Here is a 23,599-nt window from a genome sequence, read left to right on the forward strand (position 1 = left end):
CGCGCCGCCGTCGCGGCGGCGGGGCTGGCCCTCGAGGAGGTCGACGAGCTGGTGCTCGGCAATGCGCTCGCTGCCGGCGGCAATCCCGCGCGGCTGGTGGCGCTGGCGGCGGGGCTGCCCGAGCGGGTGGCCGGGCTGACGCTCGACCGGCAGTGCTGCGGCGGGCTCGACGCGCTGGTGGTCGCCTCCGGGATGATTGCCTCGGGGCAGGCCGAGGTGGTGCTGGCAGGCGGGGTCGAATCCTACTCGCGGCGCCCCTTGCGGCTGCGCACCGACCCGGAGGGCGGCCCGCCCATCGCCTACGACCGCCCGCCCTTTGCGCCCTGGCCCAAGCTGGACCCAGAGATGGATGCTGCGGCCGACGCGCTGGGGCAGGAGGGCAGGATTTCCCGGGCGGCGCAGGATTTCTGGGCGATCGAGAGCCACCGCAAGGCGCTCTGCGCCGATCTCTCCGGAGAGATCGTCCCGCTCGCAGGATTGGAGGGCGACGCCTTCACGCGGGCGCTCTCGCCACGGCTGGCGGCGCGGGCGCCGGTGCTCTCGGGCTCGATCACCTCGGCCAATGCGGCCGTGGCGGCGGATGGGGCGGCGCTTTGCGTTCTGGTCTCGGAGCGGGTGGCGGCGCGGCTCGGGCGGCAGGGCCTCCGCTATCTCGGCGGGCTGACGCTGGGCGGGCGGCCAGACCGTCCCGGGCTCGCACCGGTGGCGGCGATCCGCAGCTTGCTCGACCGGCAGGGGCTGCGCGCGGCGGATCTGCGCGTCGCCGAGGTGATGGAGGCCTACGCCGTGCAGGCCATCGCCTGCGTCGAGGGCGCGGGGCTCGATCCCGAGATCGTCAACCCCGGCGGCGGCGGGCTGGCGCGCGGGCACCCGGTGGGGGCCTCGGGCGCGATCAATGCGGTGCGGCTGTTCCACGAGGTGCGGACGCGCGGCGGCACGGGGATCGCGGCCATCGCGGCGGCGGGCGGGCTCGGGACGGCGGTGCTGCTCTCTAGCTGAAGCCGCGCAGGGTGGCGAAGGCCTCGAGCGGGTCGCGGGCGGTTTCGACCCCGTTCGCCGGGGCCGCGGGATCGGCACGCCCCAGCGCCATGCCGCAGACCACCATTTCGTCCTCGCCGAGCCCGAGATGGGCGTGGGCGACATCGGCATGGTTCGCCAAAGCGCCAATGCCGCAGGTGGCGTAGCCCATGCCCTGTGCGGCGACCATCAAGGCCATCAGCGACATGCCGAGGTCCATGAAGCAGCCCTTGCCCATCTCGGGGTCGATGGTCACGACGATGCCGACCGGGGCGCCGAAGAAGCCGTAGTTGCGGGTGAACTGCGCACGGCGGCCCTCAAGATCGCGGCGCTGGATCCCCAGCGCGGCATAGAGCGCGTAGCCCGCGGCGCGCTGCTTGGCCTTCAGCCCGGGCGGCATGGGATTGGGGAAGTAGGAATATTGCGCGACCTGCGGACGGCCCTCCTCGATGGCGCCGAGCAGCGTGGCACTCAGCTCGGCCAGCGGCGTGCCGGTGAGCGCGTGGAACCGGCCGGGCTGCAGGTTGGCGCCGCTCGGCGCCGAGCGTGCCGCGCGCAGGATCCGCTCGAGATCGGCGCGCGGCACGGGGTCTTTCAGGAAGGCGCGGGCGGAGCGGCGCGCGAAGAGCAGCGACTCCGCCGGCGTGAGGCTCATGCCGGGATCACCCGCGCGAGAGCACGCTCGCGGGGCGCGAGCGGGCCAGCGCCGAGGTGATGAGCCCCGCCAGAACGGCCTTGATCACGTCACCGGGGATGAAGGCGGTGACGAGCAGGGCCGCTTCGGGCAGGGTCTTTCCGAGGGTGACCGACATGCCGAGAACGCCGAAGACATAGAGCACGAGGATGCCGCCGACCCCCGAGGCGATGGCGGAGACCAGCGCGAGGTTGCCGCGCCAGCGCTCGACGATGAGGCCGGTGACGAAGGCGGCAAAGGGCCAGCCGACGAGGAAGCCCACGGTGGGCGAGGCGAAGACGCCGAGTCCGCCGCGGCCGCCCGCCAGCAGCGGCAGGCCGAGCGCCACCAGCGCGATGAACAGCAGGCAGGCCAGCGCGCCGCGTTTCGCGCCCAGCACCGTGCCTGCCAGCATTACGCCGAGCGTCTGCGCGGTGATCGGCACGCCGAAGGCGAGGGTGAACTTGGGGATCAGCCCGAGCCCGGCGATGAGCGCGGCAAAGAGCGCGATATGGGTAAGATTGCGTTCCAAGGGCGGATCCTCCTATCCGGTAAATTCGGGCGGTTCGACACCGCCCCGGGCGCGAAGCGCCTCGGCGACATGTTCTGCATCATCGATGGCCAGAGCCGCAAGGGGCATGACGACCTGCCATCCGGCGCGGCGGGCCGAGCGGGCGCGCCAGGCCTCGGTGAGAAGCCCGCCCTTGCGGGCGATCGAGGGGGTGAAACGGACCGCCAGCGCCACCGACAGCTCCAGCGCGCGGGTCGAGAGACCAAAGCGGCGGAAGGGGGCCAGCAGCCACGCGGCAACGGCGACCATGTCGGTCAGCCGCGTGGTCATGGTGACGAAATTCGCGAGGCTCAGCGCCGCCAGCAGGCGCAAGGCGACGGCAAGGCCCTCGGCGAGCTGGCCGGTGACCAGATGCCAGACCGCGATCAGCCCGAGGAAGGGCAGCAGGATGCGCAGGCTGCGCGCGGCCTCGGCGGCGAATGCGAGCCCCCCGGAGAGGACAAGGGCCACCACCGCGGCGAGCGCGATCGCAAGATGCCACGGATCCTGCAAGGCAAAGAGCCCGACGGTCGCCAGCGACAGCGCCGCGAGCTTGACACCCGCGGGCACGCGGTGGGCCCAGGTCTCAACCGGCGAGGTCAGAGAGATCATCGCGCCCTCCCCAGAGGCGCATTTGCGCCTCGAACTGCGGCAGCAGCTCGCTTGGTGTCCCGTCGGCGCGCAGCCTGCCCTCGTCGATCCAGATCACCCGGTCGTAGTGGCGCACGCTCTCGGGGTCGTGGGTGATGTGCAGGATGCGGGCCTCGACCTCGTCGACGTAGCGCATGAGCTGCATGCGGGTGGGGATGTCGAGCCCGGAATAGGGCTCGTCCAGCACGATCAGCGCAGGCCGCATCGCCAGCACCGCCATCAGGCAGACCAGCTGCTTCTGCCCCTGCGAGAGCCCATGCGTCGGCGCCGAGGCCCAGTGGCTCTTGCCGAAATGGGCGAGGATGGTCTGCACCTCGCGCGCCGCCTCGGCGCGGGAGCGGCCGAGCTGTATCAGGCCGAAGGCGATCTCTTCCTCGACGGTGGGGAAGATGATCTGGTGGTCGGGGTTCTGGAACAGGATGCCGACCGAGCGCAGCGCCGCCTTGCGGTCGCGCGCCATGTCGCGGCCATCGATCTCGGCGCTGCCCGCGTCGGGCACCTGCAGCCCGGCGATCACCCGCGCGAGGGTGGTCTTGCCCGACCCGTTGCGCCCAACTATGCCGATGCGCCGCTCCCCCGCGTTCAGCGAGATCTGCCGCAGGGCCTCCACCCCGCCAAGCTTCACCGAGACATTCCTGAGCTGCAGCACCCGCGCTTTCCTCTGCGATCCGACGTCGGCCCGGGGTACGACGCGCGGCGGTGGGGTTGCAATCCCTTCCGTGCCCTCGGGGGCATGGGCAGGGACAGCAGGCGCCCGCCGGGCGGGCGCCTGCCCGCGTCATGCCAGTGCCTTGCGCCGTTGCGTGAGGTGAACCGCGACCTCCACCGCCGCGAGACCCAGCATCGAAAGGCCGACCAGCGGGAAGAAGACCCCCGCCGCGACCGCCATCAGCAGCAGCGTGCGGGGAATGCGCCAGTCGGAAGGGACTTGCGGCACACCGAGCGCCCCGGAGGGGCGACGCTTCCACCACATCACGCCTCCGGACAGGCAGAGCCCGACCATGGCGAGACAGGCGAGCAGCAGCACGATCTGGTTCGCGAGCCCCCATTCCTGTCCCATGTGCACCGAGATTCCCCATTCCGCCCAGCGGCCGAGCGTGCCGAGAGCCGCCAGCCCCGCGTCGTAGAGCACCGCGCCGCTGTACTGGTCGAGGTGGATGACCCGCTCGAAGGTGATGTCATCGGGGTAGACCGAGGCGGTGAAGACCCCCTCGGGGCCACCCGGCATCGAGACCGCGTAGCCCGGCACGATGCCCAGATCCTCCACCGTCGCGATCACCTGGTCGAGCGTCTGCGGCACGCCCTCTGCCGCGCCGGACAGCGGCACGGTCTGTTTTTCGATGATCCAGGGCGCGCGGTCGGTGACCTCGGCGAGCGGCACGGTCGAGGCGGGCAGGCCGGACCAGTAGCCCTCGGGCATGCCGAGGCCGAGGGCATTGGTATACTCGTAGAACTTGCCGCCCCAGATCGCCGACCAGGGCAGACCGGTCAGGGCGAGGAAGACGATGAAGACGCCGGCATAGAGCCCGGTGACCGCATGCAGGTCACGCCACCACGGACGCCCACGCTTGGCCTTGATGGTCGTGGTGCTGAGTCCCTTGCCGCGCGGCCACCACAGGTAGACGCCGCTGGCAACCAAGAGCACCATCCAGCCCGCGGCCATCTCGATCAGCCGGTTGCCGAGCCAGCCGACGTACTCCAGCGAATGCAGCTTGCGCACCACGTACATCGCCGGGCTGCCGGCGGCGCCGCTGTCCCAGAGCGTGCCGAGCACGTCGCCGGTATAGGGGTTCACGTAGACCGTGTCCTTCAGCCCGTCCTCGCCAAGGATGTCGACCTCGGCGCTGCGGGTCTCGGAGGCGGGCGGGGTGTAGGCCTTCAGCGCGCCGGGGTGCGCCTCGAGCGCGGCGGCGGCAATCTGCGAGGGGGCGAGCTGCGTGGCCGCCGGTTCGACGACGCGCAGGCGGGCATAGGCCGCGTCGTTGATTTCGTCCTTGAAGAGGTAGATGCCCCCGGTGATCGCGAGGATCAGCACGAAGGGAAGGATCACCAGTCCGGCGATGAAGTGCCAGCGCCACACGGCGCGGTAGAGCGCGGCCGAGGCGGCGCGTTGCGTTGTTTCCGACATGAGTCAATTCCGAGCGGCCCGGCAGGCCGCCGGGCGTGACAAGGGCGCCTCGGGGCAGGGCCACCAAGGCAGGGTTCCGGGAAGCACGGCGCGAGGCCGTCAGACGGAAACCGGGGGCGCCCGCGTGGAATGACAGAGGTTGCGCGCCTGCGCGGCACGGTGCAGATCATCGCGGCTCCGCCAGCCGTCATGCGGCTCGAAGAGCAGGGCCCGACCGCCATGGGCGCTCTCGGGCGCCTCCGGCAGGCCGTGGCAGAGCGGGCAATGGTGATCCGCCCCCGCCGTCTTGCCGCAGAGCTCGTCGATCGAGCCGCCAAAGGCCAGGGCATAGGCCTGAAGCTCGGCGGTGGTGCGATCCGGGGCCATGCGCGCGGCAGACACCACGCTCGACAGTGCCAGAAGCACTCCGAGGCACAGGATAACCGCAAGGACCGCCCGATGTCGCATGCAGCTCTCTTGGCACGTGACCGCCGTCGGCGGAAGACCGGAATTCTGTCCTCGCGGTCATCTTGCGCCCTAGAGCGGCGTGATTTCCAACGTCACGCCGGGATCGGGGCGCACGGTCATGTGCATGATCGGCTCGGGGCGCGGTCCCTTCGGCGTGAAGCGGTAGCGCGCCAGCAGCGTCGCGAGGATGATCCCCGCCTGCATCATGGCGAAATTCGCCCCCACGCAAATCCGCGGCCCGGCGCCGAAGGGCAGGTGCAGGTAGCGATCCCGCGTCTGTCCCGGGGCAAAGCGCGTGGGAACGAACTGGTCGGGCCGCTCCCAATAGGCGTGGTGGCGGTGCAGCGCCCAGGTGTTGACGAAGATCGTCTCGCGCGGGCGGATCTCGCGGTCATAGAGCGTGTCGGCCGCGCGCACGTTGCGCGCCAGCATGCCCACCGGCGGGTAGAGCCGCATGGTCTCGTCGAGAACGGCGGTGATGCCGGGCATGCGCTCGAGCTCCGCGTGCCCGCAGCGCCCGCCCTGCAGCACGTCTCTTGCCTCCGCCCGCGCGCGCGCCTGCGCCGGCTCGTCACGGGCCAGCAGGTAGAGCGCCCAGGCCAGCGACAGCGCCGTGGTCTCATGGCCCGCGACGATGAAGAACTGCATGTTATGCAGAAGGTCCTTGGGCGACATGGTGCGGCCGCTCTCGGGGTCCCGCGCTGCCAGCATGTGATCGAGCAGATCGTCGGCCCCGCCCGTCGCCTCGCGCCGCCGCGCCTCGATGGCGCGGGACACCATGGCGTGCATCGTCTTCACCGCGCCCCGCCCGAAGAGCTCGGCCGGGCGCGGCACCCAGGGCGGCACCTCGAGGAAATCCAGCAGCGAGGCCCGGCCCACGGTCAGGAAATAGCGGGTGATCGCCTCGCCGTAGGCCTCCGCATCGAAGTGCTCACGCCCCGAGAGCGCCACGTCGCAGATCACGTCGAAGGTGGCCGAGAGCATCTCGGAGACCATCTCGGCGCTGCCCCGGCCGGCGAGCCGGTCGCAGGCGCGCTCGGCGGTGGCGGTCATCACCGGCGCCAGCGCCTCGACGTTGCGGGCGGCGAAGACCGGGGCGATGGCGCGGCGCTGCCAGCGCCACTGCGCGCCCTCGGAGGTGAAGAGGCTGTCGCCCACCGCCGGGCGCAGCATCCGCAGCATGACCTCGGACTTGGGGTAGTTCTCGACGTTGTCGAGGAACAGCCGCTTCATCCCCTCGGGGCCCTGCACCATGTGCCAGCGGGCATGACCCGTGGTGCCGGTGACGATGGGCTGGGTGTAGGCGATGGCGGGGATGATCCGCAGCACGTTGCTGCGCGCGGCCCGAAGGCTCGCGAGCATCCCCAGCGGCTCGGTCGCCGGTTCGATGCGCGGCGGCAGCGTCTGCGTCATGTCTTCTCCCTAGCCGGACTATGGGAAACTTATGCTCTGCGCGGCGCTGATCAAGGCATCGGCGGGCAGGGCGGCCCCCGGCTGGAGGCAGCTCAAACACGCGGCTTTTCCGACGGGGGCGCGGTGGCTCAGCGTACGAGGCTGGGCAACCAGAGCGCCAGCGGCGGGAACAGCGCCACGAGGATCACCACCACCAGGATCGCCAGCAGGAACGGCAGGGCCGCGGCGACAACGAACTCGAAGGGCCGCCCGGAGATATTGGTGATGACATAGAGCACCATGCCGAAAGGCGGCGTGGCCTCTCCGATGACCAGCAGCATGATCATGATGATCCCGAAATGCACCGGGTCGAAACCGTAGAGCACCATGATCGGCACGAGGATCGGGGTCAGGATATTGATCGCAACGGCGACCGACATGAAGCAGCCGATCGCGAGCAGGAAGACCATTACGAGCAGCATGATGACCGCCGGGCTGTCGGACAGGCCGATCAGCCAGGTCGCGATGGTCGTCGGCAGTTTCACCCGTGTCAGGATCCAGGCCAGTACCGCCGAACAGCCGAGGATGAACATGATCGTGGCGGAATCGTAGGTCGAGCGCCGCAACACCCCGATCACCGCGCGCAGCCCCATCGAGCGATAGAGCACGGTTGCGAGGAAAAAGGCCCAGAGCCCGGCGACGGCGGCCGCCTCGGTTGCGGTGAATATTCCGAGCATGATGCCGCCCAAGAGGATGACCGGGGTGAGCAGCGCGCCGAAGGCCGACAGGAATGAGGCCCAGAGTCGGGCCAGCCCGGGGAAGCTGCCGCGGGGATAGTTGAAGCGCCGCGCGTGCCAGGCCGACAGCAGCATCAGCGCCGCCGCCATCAGCAGGCCCGGCAGTATCCCGGCCAGCAGCATGTCCGTCGCGCTGACCTGAGCGAGGATCGCATAGAGGATCGCGGGAATGCTGGGCGGGATGATCGGCCCGATCAGCGACGATGCCACCGTGACGCCGATGGTTGTGCGGTCATCGTAGTTGGCCTCGCGCATGGCGCGGATCTCGATGTTCCCGAGGCCCGCCGCATCGGCGGTTCCCGAGCCGGACATGCCCGCGAAGAGCATGCTCGCCAGCACGTTCACCTGCGCCAGCCCGCCGCGCATCGGCGAGACGAGGTCCTTGGCGAAGGTGAAGAGGCGGGTGGTTGCGCCGCTCTCGTTCATCAGGTGTCCGACGAAGATAAACATCGGGATCGCCAGCAACGTGAAGGAGTCGATCCCCGCGACGACCCGCTGCACGATGATCTCGTAGGGGATGGAATCGATGCCGCGCGTCGCCCCAAAATAGATGAGGCCGGAAAGACCCATGGCGAAGGCGGCTCCGAGGCCGAGCCCCAGCAGCACGACCAGATAGCCGAGCATGGCAAAGCCCTGGATCATCCGATGTCCTCCTGCGGCTGTGCCGCTTGTTCAGGCATGGGCAGGAGTTGCAGGGCGAGCAGCGCCGCGGACACCAGCGTGCCGATGACCACCGGCAGGTAGAACATGCCGTGATTGGCCCAGGCCATCGTGGCCAGCGGGTGATCCCAGGACGAGCGTGTCAGTTGCAGCCCGCCCCAGGCCAGACAGAGCAGAAAGACCAGCGCCAGGACCCTGTGTGAGCAGCGCAGAAGCCGCAGCGCCTCGGGCGAGCGGATCGACCGTTCGAGTATGTCGATCTTGAGATGCCCGCCGTCTGCCGTCACTAGGATCAGGCCGAAGAACACCATGTAGACGTTCAGAAGCCGTGCCAGTTCCTCGCTCCAGACCATCGATATCCCGGCGTATCGGTAGGCTACCTGTGCGACGATCGCGCACAGGAAGCCCGCGAAGGCGAAGGTGGCGATGGCGTCGCTCACCTTCACGATCAGCTGCGTGGCACGCTTCAATTTCCGGTGCCCTGCGTGGTTTCGATGACCGCGACCGCCCGTTCGTAGATGCCCGGTTCAAGCTGGCTGTTGGCGGCCGCCCGGATGATCTCCATGCTGTCGGCGCGGAAGGAGGGATCGGGCTGCACCAGTTCGACACCCGAGGCGACGATCTCGTCGATCAGGCTCTGGTTCTCCTCGAAGGCGCTTTGCGAGCCTGCTGCCGTGGCCTTGTCGACCGCCGCCTGGAGCTGCGCCTGCGCCTCTGGGTCCAGCCCGTTCCAGAAGTCGAGATTGGCCATGATCGTGATGTAGCTATGCTGGTGCTCGGTCGCGATAAGATGGCTCTGGACCTCGTAAAGCCGGCGACCGAGGATGTTGCTCAGCATATTCTCCTGCGCGTCGATCACGCCGGTCTGCAGCCCCGAGAACACCTCGGGCGAGGGCATCGGGGTCGTCGTCGCGCCCATCCCGGACCAGATCTTGATCCACAACGGGATCTCCGGCATGCGGATCTTGAGCCCCTTGAGCTCGTCCAGGGTCCGGAACGGCCGGTTCGCGGTGGTCCAGCGCGCGCCCTGGTAGTAGGTGCCGAGGAACTTGGCGTTGCCCTTCTCCTCCAGCGCCGCCTTCAGCCGGTCGCCGGTGTCCGAGGCCAGGAACGCCTGGATGCTGGCGTAATCTGGGAACAGGTAGGGCACCAGGGTCGCATCGAGTTCCGGGAAATAGAGCGAGGCGTGGATCACCCCCATGTGGATGTCCGTCTCGCCGAGCCGCAGCAAGTCGAGCAGCTCGCGCTCGCCGCCCAGAGAGCCGTCGAGAAAGATGTCGACCGTCGTCTTGGGGCTCGCCTCGTGGAGCGCGTCGACCAGCGTTTCGGTGACCACGCGGTTCACCCCGCTGTCGGGCACGGTCGAGGCCAGTGTGATGGTCTCGGCAAGCGCTCCGACCGGCAGCAGCGCAATCGCCCCTGCCCAAAGAATGTCCTTCAAGTGCTTCATGATTTCCTCCTCCCTATGAAAAGCCAGACCTCCCCGTCAGGCCTTGAAACGGTCTTCCAGCGCGTAGATTTCCTCGAACCCCATCAGTTTGTTGAATTTTTCAAAGTTGTAGAGCGGCGTCGTTATTGCCTCCTCGCCGCCGTTCAGCAGGCCGGCGTAGACGTTCTCGAGCGCCGCGCCGACGGCAAGGAAGCCGGTGGCGGGATAGATCGAAAGGCCGAAGCCCAGCTCCCGGAGCCGCGCCTGCGGCAGCACCGGCGTGCGTCCGCCCTCGACGTTGTTGACCAGCACCGGCTTCGAGAAATGCGCCGCGATCCGGGCAAGCTCGGCCTCGCTTTCCGGGGACTCGATGAAGAGGATGTCGGCACCGGCGGCGTCATATTGCTCCATCCGGTGGATGCTCGTCGAGCCCGTGGGTGGTGCGCGCATCGGTGCGGGCGAGGATCAGGAACTCGTCGCTGCGGCGCGCGTCCGTCGCGACCTTGATCTTGGTCACCATGTCCTCGGTGGGGATCACCGCGCGGCCAAGTGTATGACCGCATTTCTTCGGAAAGACCTGGTCCTCGATCTGGATCGCGCTCGCCCCGGCGGCCTCGTATCCGCGTACCGTGTGCGCGACGTTCACGATGCCACCGTAGCCGGTATCGCCATCGGCGATCAGCGGTATATCGCGTTCGCGGCAATAGGCGCCCATCACCTCGACCCGGCCGACCATGTCGCGGTAGGACGCGAGCCCCGCATCGGGCAGCCCGAGGTGCGACGCGACACTCCCGTAACCAGTCATATAGGCCACGCTCGCCCCGGCCGAGACGGCCATGCGCAGCGAGATCATGTCATAGACGCCGGGCGCGACGAGCATCTCGCCAGTGGCCAGGCGCGCCTTGAGTGTTCCTTGCATTTTCCCTCACTTAGAATACAAAGTGTATTAAAACATGCGAAAATATTCATGATTCTGACCTCACGGTATACAATCTGATGAAAAAGTCTACGAAAAGCTCTACCGCTGGCGAGGCTGGCTACGACGTCATCCGGCAGGCCATCATCGATGGCGAATACCGCGAAGGGGACCGTCTGATCGAAGCGGAGCTTGCCGAACGTGCGGGGGTGAGCCGCACGCCGATCCGCGACGCGCTGCGCCGGCTGGAACGCGAGGGTTTCGTGCACATAAGGGCGGGATCGGGGGCGGTTGTCGCCAAGTACAGCGGCTCGGACCTGACTGACCTGTTCGAGATCCGCGCGGCGCTCGAGACTCTCGGCGCGGGGCTCGCGGCACAGCATGCGCGCGCGAAGGATCTCGACGAGCTGGAAGCCATGTGCGACGCCATGGACAAGATTGCGGCGGGCCGGGGAACCGATTTCCTCGAGGCATTTTCCGTGCAGAACACCGCGTTCCACCTGAAGATTCTCGAGATGTCACGCAACCCGCAGCTCGCCCAGATGGCCGGCTCGCTGATGAAGTTGGGCGTCATCATGCGCACCTACAACCGCTTCGACATCACCCGGCTCGAGCGCAGCATCTACGACCACCGCTGCATCCTGGCGGCCTTGCGTGCTGGCAGTGTCAGCCGCGCCGAGTCGGCAATGCGCAGCCATGTGCTATCGTCGATCGACACCTTCGATGCGACCAGCGACGCTCCCTTGTCTCGAGAGAAATGAACGCGCCCCTCGGGCAATGATGTCCCAGTCCGGCGAAAGGCTCGGGCTGCCAACGCAGGGGTGCCATCCTCCTCCTGCTTGATGATGAACGCCTTCTGTGCGCCGCTCCTCTCCCGGGCGAGGCTTCCGTCCGGAGAACTCAAAGCTGAAACGGGGACGTTTTCGGGGAGCGCGTCAGCGGGCTTTCACCTTTGCGGTCTCCGCGTCCCGCGCGCCATTCGCTGCCATCTTCAAGCCCTCGCGGCATGCATTGCCAAGCCCCATCGGAAGCATAGCCCCAGCCTATTTGCTGTTTCGGCGGGGGCGAGGTTCTATCCCGGCACAAACCAACGGGAGTCCAAAATGAACCTCAACACCCTGCTCAAGAGCGCCGTCGCCTCGGCCGTGCTCGGCCTTGCTTGCGCCGGCGGTGCGCTGGCCGAAACCACCATCCGCATCGGCCACGTGCTGGCGGACAGCCACAGCTGGAACGTCGCCGCCACCGGCTTCGCCGACGAGGTCGCGGAAAAGACCGAGGGCCGCGTGAAGATCGAGATCTTCCCCGGCGGCCAGCTCGGCAACGAGAAGGACATGATCGAAGGGCTGCAGTTTGGCTCGGTGCAGGGCGGCGTCATCGGCGCGGGCTCGTTCCAGACCGTCGAGCCCAAGATGGGCATCATCGAGATGCCCTACGCCTGGACCAGCCGCGAACAGGCCTTTGCCGCGCTCGACGGCAAGCTGGGCGAGAAGCTGGCCGAGCTTCTCGACGCGCAGAACGTCAAGGTTCTGGCGTGGTGGGAGAACGGCTACCGCAACGTGACCAACTCCAAGCAGCCGATCGAGACCCCCGCCGATCTCGCCGGGCTGAAGATCCGCGTCACCCCCGACAAGGTCCGCCTCGCGACCTTCGAGGCGCTCGGCGCCGAACCCGCGCCGCTGGCCTTCGGCGAGCTCTATTCGGCGCTACAGCAGGGCGTGTTCGACGCGCAGGAGAATCCGCTGTCGATCATCTATTCCTCGTCCTTCTACGAGGTGCAGAAATACGTCTCGCTGACCGGCCACGTCTGGGGCGCGGCGACACTGGTGCTCTCGAAGCCGGTTTGGGAGAAACTCTCGCCCGAGGATCAGGACATCGTGCAGGCCGCCGCCCTCGAATGGGGTGAGAAGCAGCGCCAGATGGTCGCCGACAGCGACGCCGAGATGATCGCCAAGCTCGAGGAGCACGGCATGGAGGTCAACGAGGTCGACAAGGCGCCCTTCATCGAGGCCGTGCAGCCGATCTGGGACGAGAACGCCGGTCTTTACGGCGACGAGCTGCTGTCGATCCTGAACGAGTACCGCAAATGAGCGAGCGCCTGCCGGAAGTGAAGGAGCTGGGCGAGATTGCCCCCGTCCAGCTTTTCGATTTCAGCCAGAAAGTGCTGTTTTCGCCGAAGGAACGTGGGGAAGGCTTCATCAAGTTCGCGGTCACGACCGGCAGGCGGGGCGCGCGCAGCGTGCCCCACGCCCATCCGCGCGACGAGGTCACGCTGACGCTCAAGGGCGAGGCGGTGCTGCGCGCGAACGGGCAGGAGTTCTTCATGAGGGAAGGCACCGCGCTGCGGCTGCCGCCGGGCGTGGTGCATGAAGTCGAGGTGCTGAGCGAGGAATGGGTCGTCGTCGCGGCCTATTGCGACGAGTGCCAATTGTGCCACGCCCCCGAATTCGGAGTGCCGAAATGACCGAGTTCCGCTCCCGTGCCGCCGCGCTGCTCGACGGCGCGGCGCGCCATGTCGGCGCGCTTGGCGTCGCCGCGCTGGCGGCGCTGGTCGCCTGGGTCGTGCTGTCGCGCTACGCGCTCGGCCAGACCCCGCGCTGGTCCGAGGAACTGCCACGGCTGATCCTCGTCTGGATCACCTTCATCGGCATCATCTCGGGCTTCCTGAGAAATTCGCATTTCCGCGCCGGCATCCTCGAGATGCTGCTGCCGGACGGCGCGCCGCGCCGCGTGCTGCTGGCCCTCGCGTGGCTGGCCAGCGCCGCCTTCCTGCTGATCCTCGTGGTCACCGGCTGGAAGATCACGCTCTTCACCTGGCATCACCAGACCACCGCGATGAGCCTGCCGGGCGGGCTTTTCTACCTCTGCCTGCCGATCGGCGCCGGGCTTTCGGTGCTGGCGCTGCTGCTGCGGGGAGGCCGGTCATGAGCTTGGAGCTTGCACTGCTGCTCGGCAGCTTCGTGGTGCTGATCCTGATCGACGCGCCCATCGCCGTGGCGCTGGGGCTGGCCTCGGCACTCTACATCGCCGTCGCCGACTTGGCCCCGATGATGGTGGTGGCGCAGCGGATGATCGCGGGCATCGACAGTTTCACCCTGCTGGCGATCCCGCTCTTCCTGATGGCGGGGATGCTGATGGTGCAGGGCGGGCTCGCGCCGCGCATCGTCGCGCTCTGCTCGGCGCTGGTCGGGCGCAGCACCGGCGGGCTCGCCATCGTGATGATCACCGCCTGCCTGCTCTTCGGATCGCTGTCGGGCTCGGGCGTGGCGGACGTGGTCGCCGTGGGCACCATGCTGCTGCCCGCGATGAAGGAGCGCGGCTACGCGCCGGGCTTTTCCTGCGCCGCGCTCGGCTGCGCCGGCTCGCTGGGCACCGTCGTGCCGCCCTCGATCGTGCTCATCGTCTACGGCACCGCCACCAACACCTCGATCGGCCAGCTCTTCCTCGGCGCGATCATCCCCGGGCTGATGCTGGGGCTCGGGCTGATGGTGGTGGCCTGGATCATCTCGCGCCGCAACGGCTGGCGCGGCGGCGAACCGGTCTCGGGTGCCAACGTGCGGCGCCGGCTGATCGAGGCCGTCCCCGCGCTCATCGCCCCGGTGATCATCGTCGGCGGCATCCGCTTCGGCATCTTCACCCCGACCGAGGCGGCGGGCGCGGGCGTGGTCTACGCGCTGCTGACCGGCGGGCTACTCTACCGCAGCCTCGACCTGCGCGGCATCGGGAAGATCCTGCGCGACACCACCGAGATGACCGGATCGATCCTCTTCGTGATCGCCGCCGCCTCGGTCTTCGGCTGGATCCTTGCCGCCGAGCAGGTGCCCCAGCTGGCGGTGAACGGCATCCTCGCGCTGACCGAGAACGCCACCGTGGCGCTGCTGCTGATCATGCTGCTGGTGCTGATCCTCGGCACCTTCATGGAAAGCATCGCGATCATCCTGATCCTCGCGCCGGTCTTCCTGCCGGTGCTGCGGGCCTACGGGATCGACCCGGTCTATTTCGGCATCCTGCTGACCATCAACCTCGCCATCGGCGCCAATACCCCGCCGCTCGGCATCGACCTCATGGCCGCCTGCCGCACCGGGGGCATCCCGATGTCCGCCGCCTTCCGCTACCTGCTGCCGTTCCTCGGCTCGATGGTGGCGGTGCTGCTTCTCCTGGTCCTGTTCCCCGGGATCGTCACCGGCCTGACCGGGGCGTTCTGACGCCCCGATCCCTCTCACGTCACGAGGCATTTCATGAGCTTTACCCCCGAAACCCGCGTCTCGCTGGACCGCTTCTGGTCGACAATCGAGGCCTCGGCCAAGATCGGCACCGGCCGCCCCGGCGGCCTGTCGCGGCTGAGCCTGACCGACAGCGACCGCGAGATGCGCGACCTCTTCGTGAACTGGTGCAAAGACGCCGGGCTCGCCGTCGAGATCGACGAGCTGGGCTCGATCTTCGCCCGCCGCGAGGGCACCGACCCGGAGCTCCCGCCGATCTACATCGGCAGCCATCTCGACACGCAGATCAACGGCGGCCGCTTCGACGGCATCGCCGGGGTGCTGGCGGGCCTCGAACTGGTGCGCTGCCTCAATGATCTGGGCCATGTCACCCGCCGCCCCATCGTGGTGGTCGACTGGACCAACGAGGAGGGCGCGCGCTTCTCGCCGCCGATGGTCGCCTCGGGTTGCTTCGTTGGCAAGTACGAGCGCGACTGGGTCTATGCGCTGGAAGCCGATGACGGCCCGCGCTTCGGCGACGAGCTGGAGCGCATCGGCTACAAGGGCGCGATGCCCTGCAAGGCTGGCGACATCGACGCCTATTTCGAGTTGCACATCGAGCAGGGCCCGATCCTCGACGCCGAGAAGCGACAGGTGGGCGTGGTCACCGGCGGATATCCCAGCCACGGCGTGCGCGTGCGTTTCGAGGGCGAGACCGCCCACACCGGCCCGACCCCGATGGACCTGCGCCACAACGCGCTGATCGCCGGGGCGCGCTTCCTGACCGCCGTCGACGACATCGGCTGGGATTTCGCCGTGGGTGACGGCAAGGCCACCGGCTCGCGGCTTGCCGCCTGGCCGAACAAGCCGGGGATCCTGTCGGACACGGCGCAGTGCATCGCAGATGTGCGCCACCCCGATCCGATCACCGCGCGGGTGATGGCCGAGAAGATGCGCCGCGCCGCCCATGCCGCCGCCGCCATGGCCGGCTGCCGCGCGGTCTTCGAGGACGAGTGGAGCTGGGGCGGCGACATCTTCGACGCCGAGCTGATCTCGGGGATCCGCGACGAGGCGGTCCGGCAAGGCTGGAACTGGCGCGACATCCAGTCTCAGGCCGGGCATGACGCCTATCACATGGCGCTGCACTGCCCGACGGCGATGATCTTCACCCCCTGCAAGGGCGGCATCACCCACAACAACAACGAAAGCTGCGAGCCGGAGGATTTCGAAGCCGGTCTCAACATGCTGCTGCACGCGGTGGTCAAGCGGGCCGACCGCTGAGCTGAGGGGACCAAGTGGGGCGATCGGTGCCTGGCCGGACAAGCCGGGCCTGATCGCCGCGCCACCGATCTCGGGGCAGGGGCATCGCCGCTGCCTCTCGCAGGACACTCACCTTGAACCTTCCCCAGGCTTCCGGCGGCGCCGTCCGTTTCCGTCAGGACATATCGGGATAGAGGTTCAGCAGCTCCTCGATCAGATCGACGAAGAGCTGCTCTGGCGGTGTCAGCTGGCTCTGCGGGCTGTGCACGAGGAAGACGTCGGCTCCGAGCGGCTGGTCGGCCAGCTTGAGCGGCCAGAGCTCGCCATGCTCGACTTGTTCGACCACCGCCACGGCAGGCAGGATGCCAATGCCGAGACCGCAGACGATCATCCGCCGCACCTCCTCGAGGTCGTGGCTCGAGCCGCTGATGCGGTTGCCAAGACCCAGCCCCTCGCGCAGCATGGTCATCGGCTCGAGACCCATCCCCTCCGTGGCGCAGGTGAAGGCGACTACAGACTCCTGCTGTAGGTCGCGGACGTCGATCTCGGTCTTGCCGAACTGGTGGTGCTCGGCGCCACAGAAGACGCTAAATTCCTCGCGGAACAGGTGCCGGCAGGTCAGCCCGATGATCGGCTTGGTCAACAGGCAAATGCCGATGCCGGCCTTCTCCTGGGTGATCCGCCGCACCGTCTCGGCCGAGTTCTGCACCTCGATGCGCCAGGTGATCGACGGGTAGCGCTGGTGGTAGAGCCGAAGAGCCTCGTCGATCAGCGGCGAGTGCAGCTGCGAGATGATCGACAGGTTCAACTCGCCGAATTCCTCGTCATTGCGATCCTCCGACAGAACCGCGATGCGGTCCACGCCGCGGAAGATCTCGGCACATTCCTGGTAGATCTTCTCGCCCCGCAGGGTCAGCGCGAAATGCCTGCTGCCTCGGAACACCAGTTGGCAACCGAGCTGTTCCTCGAGCCGCTGCAGCGCAAGGCTGACCGAAGGCTGGCTCATGTTGAGCCGCTTGGCGGCGCGGGTGATGCCCTTTTCCTCTGCGATCACGCAGAAGCTGCGGAGCAAGTTCCAGTTCAGGTCGGCGATCTTCGGCTTCGCGGGCATGGCTTGTCGACTCGTGGGGATGGCAGGCGTGTAACACGGAAGGGCCGCAACCCGGCCATAGGCAGGGCTTATCCTTCCGATAAGCCTTGGCGGCAATCCCTGCTTCGCCCTCCGCGGGCCGACGTCTACTCTGGCGCCTGTCCGCTGACAGGAGACGCCCATGCTTCCCGATCTATCCGCGGTTGAAACCGCCACGCTCGGCCGCATTCTGCGCCAGGGCTTCATGGTTCCGTCAATCCAGGCGTTGCTGCCCGGCACCCGCATCTTCGGCCCGGCACTGACCGTGCGCCTGCCGGGGCCGGACGGCACGGCGCTCATCGAGGCGCTGTCGGTGGCCGAGCCGGGCGAGGTCATCGTCATCGACCGCTGCGGTGATCTCCGCCACGCCTGCTTCGGCGCTGTGATGGGCCACGCGGCATGTGCGCGGGGCGTGGCCGGGGTGGTGATCGACGGCTTCGTCACCGACCGTGCGGCGCTCGAGGCGCTCGGTCTGCCGGTCTGGTGCCGTGGCCGTTCGCCACTGACCACGCGCCTGCGCAACCTTGCCGGCGACGTCGGCGGGCTGATCACCTGCGGCGGCGCGACGGTCGCGCGCGGAGACATCATCCTCGCGGACGAGAACGGCGTCGCGGTGCTAGACCCGGCCGAGGCCGCGCGCCACGCCGCCACCGCGCTGCGCCTGCAGCAGGAGGAGGCGCAGATAATCCGCGGGCTTCAAGAAGGAAGGTCGTTGTCGAGTTTGGCCGCGCAAAACGCCGGGTTCTTCAGATAGGTTGCGACAATACCCCTGGCCGGAATGGAAGTACGGTACGTCAATGCTGCGCCTGTTGGTGGAAACTCACGCAACACCCTCAAGAGACGACTGTAATACATTCGGCTGCACACATCAGGACCAGCTCTATAAATATATATTCTGGCCAAATCCGACATCCGACAGCTGAAGCGTGGGTGCCTGAGTGGCGCATCCGCCCATTCGCCTGGAAGGAGCCCGTGCGCCTCCTGGATGAGGATGCCACCATCTGAACAAGCCAGTTCCAAAACCTTGACTGTGCCACATCCGAAGGCGTCCAGCCGGGACGCGGGCCGAGGGGCGAGGGGCGAGGGCAAGATCGCTCCCGGGACAGCGGACTTGACCACGCACACCACTTCGATCTGCCCGACCCTGAACGCAAACATGCGGCGCCCATCGCGGTGATCGCGGAGAGAACCCAAAAAGCCATCCCAGGCGTCGGCCCAATCAAGGCGTTGGTTTTCGCGACCATAGCAACGGTCGTGAGTGTCTTCCGCCGTAGACGAGATTTTGCTGCTTGTGTTGGGGTTGTCACCACGCCAGCACTCCTCGGGCCGCAAGGAGCGATTGGAGCGGGTCACGAAAGCCGGTCAGACAACATCAGGCGCCTACTCACCATTGGCGCAATGTCGCGACTAAATCGGTTGGAACGATCTCGCGTGCGCACAGTTCGTGGCTGGAGAAGATGTTGGCAAGGAAACCGCGTATGTTGGCGGGGATCGCTCTGGTCAACAAAATGGCGCACATAATCTGGGCCATGATCAGGTGACCGGAGGATTACAAGCTCCCGGTTCCGATTACCGGTACGTCTTTAGGCGCGTCGACTGCAAGCGACACCGGGGACTGGGGTGTGAGAAACCGACGACCATATTGGCAAAAAGATCAAAAGGATCCGGTTCGGGAAAACTGGATGGCAATTGCGAGCCCTGGAGCTCTGGATGCAGATTTGGACCCGCTTCGCTGATCACCATCCCGGCCAGCCGCTTCCGGAAAGTGCCGCATCAACAGTCCTGATAGGAGACCGCATTCGATCACCAAGCCCTAGGGTTTGAAGGACCAGCACAACGAGCGGCAACCACAGAAGTTGCTACAAAGCTGCGCTGACCCTCAGCGACCGGAGTTTCTGCTGCCCGAGAGAATTGGCTCTAGGTCCTGCAGGTTCAGGATGACGGTGCCGAGGTGGTGCTGCATCGCGACGGCGGCATCGCTGTTGCGTCCGCGCCTGAGCAGTTCGATGATCTCCAGGTGCTCCGGGGTCTGCTTCAGGAAACGGTTTCGCGCCAGGTTGGCGCGGTAGGCGACCTGCGTGCGGGCGCGCGGGCTTTCCATGCCCGAGAGCCCGCGCCAGTTGAGACTGACCATGCATTAACGTTCAACCTGGACCACTCGCTGGGATCAGCTCACAGGTGGCGGGACCCGTCAATATTAGGGTTGAGAGAGAGCCCAATAGGGCAAAGAAATCCACGGCTAGCGGGACATCAGGTCAGGCAGGAAAAGCGTGATCTGCGGGAAGCCCAGAAGAAGCGCGAGGACAAGAATCTCCATTGCCAGGAACGGCAGGATGCCCCAGAAGATCTTTCCGAGCGGCACACCCGTCTGCGCCGCCGCGACATAGGCATTGAGCCCAAGCGGCGGGGTCAGCAGCCCGATCTCCACCGTTTTCGTCACCACTATGCCGAACCACACCGGATCGAAATCCAGCGCCATGGCGGTCGGGAAGGCCAGCGGCATGGCCAGCGACAGGATCGCAAGCTGGTCCATGAACATGCCCATGACCAGCAAGATCAGCACGATGAACCCCATGATCACCGCCGGCGGCAGACTCGTGGTCGCGACGAACTCGAGCAGCGAATGGGTGATGCGGGTGAAGGCGAGGTAGTTCGAGAATATCGCCGAGCAGGCGACGATCGCGACGATCATCACCGTCGCCCGGATCGCGCCGGAAACCGAGCGGTTGAAATTGACGAAGGAAAGGCTGCGCTGGAAGATGACGATGATCAGCGAGCCCATGACGCCGAGTGCCGCCGCCTCGGAGGGCGAGGCGATGCCGCCGTAGATCGCCCCGATAACCAGCGCCATCAGCAGGATCATCGGCAGCACGTGGCGGCTGGCCTTCACCGCCTTGCCAAGCTCGAAGGGCGCGCCCTTCGGCGCCTGATCGGTGGTGTGGGCGATCAGCTTGATGACAACGGCAAGGCCGATCGCGGTCAGCAGGCCGGGGATGATCCCGGCAATGAAAAGTTTGCCGATCGAGGTCTCGGTCAGTACGCCGTAGACCACCAGCACGATCGAGGGCGGCACCACGACGGCCAGCGTGCCGCCGACCGAAACCACTGCGGCAGCGAGGCGCTCCGAGTAGTTGTGGCTCCGCATCTCGGGAAAGGCCGAGGCCGCCATGGCGGCGGTCGAGGCGGTCGAGCTGCCGACCAGCGCGGCGAGGATCACCGAGGCGCCGACCGTGGCCATGGCGAGCCCGCCCTTCACGTGGCCGATCCAGCCCTGGCAGGCGATGATCGCGCGGCGCGTTACGTCGCCGGCGGTGAGCAGTTCGGCCATCAGGATGAACAGCGGAATGGCGACAAGGATGAAGGAGGACGAGCTGTCGAAGAAGGTCCGCTCCAGCACCGCCAGCGCCGGGCGCGGGCCGAGCTGCAGCGAAAGGCCAATAAAGCCGCTCATCCCCATGGCGAAGGCGATCGGCATGCGCACGGCCATGAACAGGGCTAGAAGCACGAGTATTGCGAAGAATGTTAGCATGAAGCGGGCACGGACTCCTGAAGAGGGCGACCGGCGCGCAGGCCGGCCGCCCTTGTATTTCCGGGAATTGCGAAGAGGTTACTGGCTCGTCAGCTCGGTGTAACGATCCAGGACCGCCTGCCCCTTCTCGCCACCCATGCGGCCGACCCAATCCTCGGTCACCAGCTCCATGCCGGCGCGCAGCGCCGCGAGTTCCTCGTCGGTGAACTCGTAGGTGTCGATGCCGTCGGCCTTCCAGCCCGCGATGAGATCGCCGACGCTGTCGTCCTGCGCCTTGGCGACGTGGAGGGCGATCTCGTCGCCGGCGGTCTTCATTGCCTCCTGAAGCTCGGGGGCGAGGCTGTCATAGAGGTCGCTGCGGACCACCATGACGAAGCTGTAACCGCCGAAGGAGCCGTTGGTGGAGATGTGGCTCACCACCTCGTTGAGCTTGTAGCCGGGCACAGAGGCGAGCGGGAAGAGCACGGCGTCGAGACGGCCGCGCTCGACCGCGGTGTAGACCTCCGGGCCGGGGATCGAGATGCCGACGGCACCGAGGCCGCGCGCGGTCATCGCCTGGGTCGCGCCCGAGGTGCGGACGTCCAGCGCCTCCCAGTCGCTCGGCATGCCTAGCCGCTGCTTGGCCAGCACCTGGTAGGGCGGCAGCACGAAGCCGAAGATCGGGGTCACCCCCGCCTCGAGCAGCTCGTCGCGCATCGGCCCCTCGGCCAGCATCGCCTGCACCGCTTTGGTGCCCTCTTCGGCCGAGCCGTAGTAGCCCGGCAGGCCGACCACCGAGTTCAGCGGCAGCGCGTCGGTGTGGTAGATCGTGCCCAGCAGGGCGGCGTCGAGAATGCCGCTCTTCACCGCGTCGAGCTGCGCCTTGGACTTCGCCGCCTGCTCGGACGGGAAATGCTCGAACGACAGCTTGCCGCCGGTCGCCTCTTCGACCGCGGCCATCCATTTCGTCGTTCCCTCGGCCGAGACGATGTGGCTGGTGGACTGGAAATCCCCGAGCCGCAGCGTTTCGGCGCTCACGTGGCTGCCCGCGAGCGCAAGCGCCCCCATCAGGGCAGCGACCACTTTGTTCGTCATCTTCATCTTGTCCTCCTCCCTATAGACAAAATCAGACCGGCGCCGGCGCCTCCCGCGTCAGCGCGTCGTAGATCAGCCGCAGCACCAGAACTCCGCATCCCAGCGGCACGATGGCGTAGGCCCAGCCGAGCGGCCAATCGACCACCCCGTATTCGACCTCGCCTCTCTGGAAGGCATGCAGCGCGAATTTCCCGGACATCCAGGCGACGAGGCCGAAGAACAGCGCCGGCAGCAGCAGGCGCAGTTTGTCGACGACCACCCCCAGCACCCCGGGCAGGTGTTCCGGCACGAAGTCGAGCGCCAGGTGCCCGCCGTCGCGGAAGACCCGCGACAGCGAGAGCGTGGCGAGCGCGGGCATCAGGTAGAGCTCGGTGAGCTCGAACTGGAACTGCACGGGTGTGTGCAGGACCAGCCGCATCAGGATGTCCGCGTTGATCAGGACGACCACGACCAGCAGTCCGAGGCACCCCAGCAGATGCAGGGTGTCCTCGAGTTTTCTCAGGATGGTACCAACGACGTGCAACCTTACCTCCCAGATGGTTGACGCTGGGGTGTCCCGGCGCGGGCGCGCGGCCCTCAGCGTTTCGGCAGCTCGACGATGGCCGAGCCGATCGCCGACATCTCGCCGTCCTGCTGTTCGGCGCGCTGCTGGATCTCCAGCAGGTAGCGCCCGTCCTCCTCGTATTTACGCACCACCGAGCCGTGGATCAGGATGATGTCGCCCTCGGGGTTGTGCCGGCGGACCTGGCATTTCGCCTGCCGCAGGAAGCCGTCGTCGCCCATCCAGTTGGTCACCTGGTGCGTCAGCCACGAGGTCCGCTCGGGGCCGTAGTCATAGGCACCCGGTGCGCCGACCTCGAGCGCAAACTCTTCTTCCCAATGCACGCGTTCGGGGCAATCGGGAATGCCGAAGCGGTTCTTGATCCCGGCCGAAGGGTGCTTCTGCTGCAACTGCCATGCGAGCTTGTTGGCGCGGATATAAAGCCCGCCCCAACCCTGCGCATAGGCGATGAAGCCGGTCGCGGTCATCGGGCCCTTGACCATAGTCGGCAGCTCGTCGCCCTCGGCGACGTCATCCCAGTAGCGGGTCTGCGCGCCGCGGATCTCTTCCTGCTCGTAGTACTTGTAGTATTCGCGCAGCTCTTCCTCAGTGTAGACGCGGCGGCCCTTGGCCTTGGCCTCGGTATACTTGGTGCCGTTCTCGCGCGCCGCGTCGCGGTCGGTGCGGAAGCACCAGCTGTCGGCCTCGGCCAGCATGTCGCCGGTCTTCGCGTCGTAGAAGTCGACGTGGTAGATCTGCTGCACCGCCTTGCCGGCAAAGCGCGTGTCATGCTCGACGAGGTCCTTCAGGTAGGCCTCGGTGCGGAACTCGGTGTTGCGCGGGATGACCTTGTGCCAGGTCCAGTTCGCGCCCGACCACATGGCATGCACGCCCGGCAGGCCGCCGACGTAGCCCGAGATGATCCGGCTGGTGGAGAACAGGAAGCTCGGCAGCGCGATCACGTCGCCGTACTTCGTGGTCTTGGCGTACTCGGGATCACACCACAGCGGGTTGTCGTCGCCGATGCCATGGGCGTAGTGGCGGATGTTGTCGCGGGTCGCCTCGTAGCACCAGGGCTCGACCGTCTTCTCGATCTTCACGCCGATGCGCTTGCGCAGATCGTCGAGGCCCTCCTCGGTGATCTTCGGAAACTTGCGGGTCATGTCGTTCATCTTCTTCCTCCTCGAATGACGTTGCGGCAGCCCGG

At 67.2% G+C, this 23,599-nt stretch carries 27 protein-coding genes; 9 read left to right on the plus strand and 18 right to left on the minus strand.

Annotation, left to right across the window (positions count from 1 at the left end):
• On the plus strand, positions 1-999 hold a 999-nt coding region (locus CLG85_RS18835), incomplete at its 5' end, for a thiolase family protein (protein ID WP_260349845.1).
• Here CLG85_RS18835 and CLG85_RS18840 read toward each other — a convergent pair.
• From CLG85_RS18840 to CLG85_RS18895, 12 genes are all read right to left on the minus strand, one after another.
• Positions 992-1,672, minus strand: coding sequence for a nitroreductase (locus CLG85_RS18840; protein WP_260349846.1), 681 nt, complete (start codon positions 1,670-1,672; stop codon positions 992-994). The two genes, CLG85_RS18835 and CLG85_RS18840, sit on opposite strands and share 8 nt — an antisense overlap.
• Positions 1,673-1,679: 7 nt before the next feature.
• Positions 1,680-2,222: a biotin transporter BioY gene (locus CLG85_RS18845; protein WP_095884292.1), complete on the minus strand. Its 543-nt coding sequence runs from the start codon at positions 2,220-2,222 to the stop codon at positions 1,680-1,682.
• Between the two features lie 12 nt (positions 2,223-2,234).
• Positions 2,235-2,852, minus strand: coding sequence for a CbiQ family ECF transporter T component (locus tag CLG85_RS18850; protein ID WP_095884291.1), 618 nt, complete (start codon positions 2,850-2,852; stop codon positions 2,235-2,237).
• A complete protein-coding gene (locus tag CLG85_RS18855; RefSeq protein ID WP_095884290.1) occupies positions 2,827-3,540 on the minus strand; it encodes an energy-coupling factor ABC transporter ATP-binding protein in 714 nt (237 codons plus the stop codon). Before CLG85_RS18855 ends, CLG85_RS18850 begins: the two co-directional genes overlap by 26 nt.
• Positions 3,541-3,669: 129 nt before the next feature.
• On the minus strand, positions 3,670-5,019 hold the full coding sequence (locus CLG85_RS18860; protein ID WP_095884289.1) for a PepSY-associated TM helix domain-containing protein: 1,350 nt from the start codon (positions 5,017-5,019) through the stop codon (positions 3,670-3,672).
• Between the two features lie 99 nt (positions 5,020-5,118).
• Positions 5,119-5,466 carry a hypothetical protein gene (locus CLG85_RS18865; protein ID WP_260349847.1) on the minus strand — a complete coding sequence of 116 codons (348 nt, stop codon included), beginning with the start codon at positions 5,464-5,466 and terminating at the stop codon, positions 5,119-5,121.
• Between the two features lie 69 nt (positions 5,467-5,535).
• Positions 5,536-6,879 (minus strand): cytochrome P450, encoded by a 1,344-nt coding sequence (locus CLG85_RS18870; protein ID WP_260349848.1) that lies wholly within the window; start codon positions 6,877-6,879, stop codon positions 5,536-5,538.
• 128 nt (positions 6,880-7,007) lie between these two features.
• Positions 7,008-8,297 carry a TRAP transporter large permease gene (locus tag CLG85_RS18875; protein ID WP_095882544.1) on the minus strand — a complete coding sequence of 430 codons (1,290 nt, stop codon included), beginning with the start codon at positions 8,295-8,297 and terminating at the stop codon, positions 7,008-7,010.
• Positions 8,294-8,785, minus strand: coding sequence for a TRAP transporter small permease (locus CLG85_RS18880; RefSeq protein WP_095882545.1), 492 nt, complete (start codon positions 8,783-8,785; stop codon positions 8,294-8,296). The genes CLG85_RS18875 and CLG85_RS18880 overlap by 4 nt, the downstream gene beginning before the upstream one ends.
• A complete protein-coding gene (locus CLG85_RS18885; RefSeq protein WP_095882546.1) occupies positions 8,782-9,765 on the minus strand; it encodes a TRAP transporter substrate-binding protein in 984 nt (327 codons plus the stop codon). Before CLG85_RS18885 ends, CLG85_RS18880 begins: the two co-directional genes overlap by 4 nt.
• A gap of 36 nt (positions 9,766-9,801) precedes the next feature.
• The gene (locus CLG85_RS18890) at positions 9,802-10,155 is read right to left on the minus strand and encodes a hypothetical protein (RefSeq protein ID WP_260349849.1); all 354 of its coding nucleotides are present in this window, start codon (positions 10,153-10,155) and stop codon (positions 9,802-9,804) included.
• Positions 10,142-10,663 (minus strand): isocitrate lyase/PEP mutase family protein, encoded by a 522-nt coding sequence (locus CLG85_RS18895; protein ID WP_260349850.1) that lies wholly within the window; start codon positions 10,661-10,663, stop codon positions 10,142-10,144. The genes CLG85_RS18890 and CLG85_RS18895 overlap by 14 nt, the downstream gene beginning before the upstream one ends.
• Before the next feature lie 77 nt (positions 10,664-10,740).
• Between CLG85_RS18895 and CLG85_RS18900 the strand changes: the two genes are divergently transcribed.
• From CLG85_RS18900 to CLG85_RS18925, 6 genes are all read left to right on the plus strand, one after another.
• Positions 10,741-11,421 carry a GntR family transcriptional regulator gene (locus CLG85_RS18900; RefSeq protein WP_095882548.1) on the plus strand — a complete coding sequence of 227 codons (681 nt, stop codon included), beginning with the start codon at positions 10,741-10,743 and terminating at the stop codon, positions 11,419-11,421.
• Between the two features lie 342 nt (positions 11,422-11,763).
• Complete coding sequence (locus tag CLG85_RS18905; RefSeq protein WP_260349851.1) at positions 11,764-12,747, plus strand: TRAP transporter substrate-binding protein; 984 nt, start codon at positions 11,764-11,766, stop codon at positions 12,745-12,747.
• The gene (locus tag CLG85_RS18910) at positions 12,744-13,121 is read left to right on the plus strand and encodes a cupin domain-containing protein (RefSeq protein WP_260349852.1); all 378 of its coding nucleotides are present in this window, start codon (positions 12,744-12,746) and stop codon (positions 13,119-13,121) included. The genes CLG85_RS18905 and CLG85_RS18910 overlap by 4 nt, the downstream gene beginning before the upstream one ends.
• Complete coding sequence (locus tag CLG85_RS18915) at positions 13,118-13,585, plus strand: TRAP transporter small permease (RefSeq protein ID WP_260349853.1); 468 nt, start codon at positions 13,118-13,120, stop codon at positions 13,583-13,585. The genes CLG85_RS18910 and CLG85_RS18915 overlap by 4 nt, the downstream gene beginning before the upstream one ends.
• The gene (locus CLG85_RS18920) at positions 13,582-14,862 is read left to right on the plus strand and encodes a TRAP transporter large permease (protein WP_095883991.1); all 1,281 of its coding nucleotides are present in this window, start codon (positions 13,582-13,584) and stop codon (positions 14,860-14,862) included. Before CLG85_RS18915 ends, CLG85_RS18920 begins: the two co-directional genes overlap by 4 nt.
• A gap of 33 nt (positions 14,863-14,895) precedes the next feature.
• The gene (locus CLG85_RS18925; RefSeq protein ID WP_095883992.1) at positions 14,896-16,140 is read left to right on the plus strand and encodes a Zn-dependent hydrolase; all 1,245 of its coding nucleotides are present in this window, start codon (positions 14,896-14,898) and stop codon (positions 16,138-16,140) included.
• Between the two features lie 154 nt (positions 16,141-16,294).
• Here CLG85_RS18925 and CLG85_RS18930 read toward each other — a convergent pair whose 3' ends face one another.
• Positions 16,295-17,230 (minus strand): LysR family transcriptional regulator, encoded by a 936-nt coding sequence (locus tag CLG85_RS18930; protein ID WP_260349854.1) that lies wholly within the window; start codon positions 17,228-17,230, stop codon positions 16,295-16,297.
• Positions 17,231-17,390: 160 nt separating this feature from the next.
• Here CLG85_RS18930 and CLG85_RS18935 point away from each other — a divergent pair, with 160 nt between their 5' ends.
• Together CLG85_RS18935 and CLG85_RS18940 are read left to right on the plus strand one after the other, a co-directional pair.
• On the plus strand, positions 17,391-18,002 hold the full coding sequence (locus tag CLG85_RS18935) for an RraA family protein (RefSeq protein WP_224918025.1): 612 nt from the start codon (positions 17,391-17,393) through the stop codon (positions 18,000-18,002).
• 537 nt (positions 18,003-18,539) lie between these two features.
• Positions 18,540-18,659, plus strand: a complete 120-nt coding sequence (locus CLG85_RS18940) for a transposase (RefSeq protein WP_260349860.1) — start codon at positions 18,540-18,542, stop codon at positions 18,657-18,659.
• Positions 18,660-19,127: 468 nt separating this feature from the next.
• Here CLG85_RS18940 and CLG85_RS18945 read toward each other — a convergent pair whose 3' ends face one another.
• The 5 genes from CLG85_RS18945 to CLG85_RS18965 form a co-directional block, all read right to left on the minus strand.
• Entirely contained in the window at positions 19,128-19,382 is a 255-nt protein-coding gene (locus CLG85_RS18945; RefSeq protein WP_095880878.1) for a hypothetical protein, read from the minus strand.
• 105 nt (positions 19,383-19,487) lie between these two features.
• Positions 19,488-20,777: a TRAP transporter large permease gene (locus tag CLG85_RS18950; protein ID WP_095880877.1), complete on the minus strand. Its 1,290-nt coding sequence runs from the start codon at positions 20,775-20,777 to the stop codon at positions 19,488-19,490.
• Positions 20,778-20,855: 78 nt separating this feature from the next.
• Positions 20,856-21,857 carry a TRAP transporter substrate-binding protein gene (locus tag CLG85_RS18955; protein ID WP_095880876.1) on the minus strand — a complete coding sequence of 334 codons (1,002 nt, stop codon included), beginning with the start codon at positions 21,855-21,857 and terminating at the stop codon, positions 20,856-20,858.
• A gap of 25 nt (positions 21,858-21,882) precedes the next feature.
• Positions 21,883-22,374: a TRAP transporter small permease gene (locus tag CLG85_RS18960; protein ID WP_095880875.1), complete on the minus strand. Its 492-nt coding sequence runs from the start codon at positions 22,372-22,374 to the stop codon at positions 21,883-21,885.
• A 53-nt stretch (positions 22,375-22,427) separates the two neighbouring features.
• On the minus strand, positions 22,428-23,564 hold the full coding sequence (locus CLG85_RS18965) for an FAS1-like dehydratase domain-containing protein (RefSeq protein WP_095880874.1): 1,137 nt from the start codon (positions 23,562-23,564) through the stop codon (positions 22,428-22,430).
• Positions 23,565-23,599 lie beyond the last annotated feature (35 nt).

This window comes from Alloyangia mangrovi (genome assembly GCF_002300555.2).
Lineage (GTDB): Bacteria > Pseudomonadota > Alphaproteobacteria > Rhodobacterales > Rhodobacteraceae > Salipiger > Salipiger mangrovi.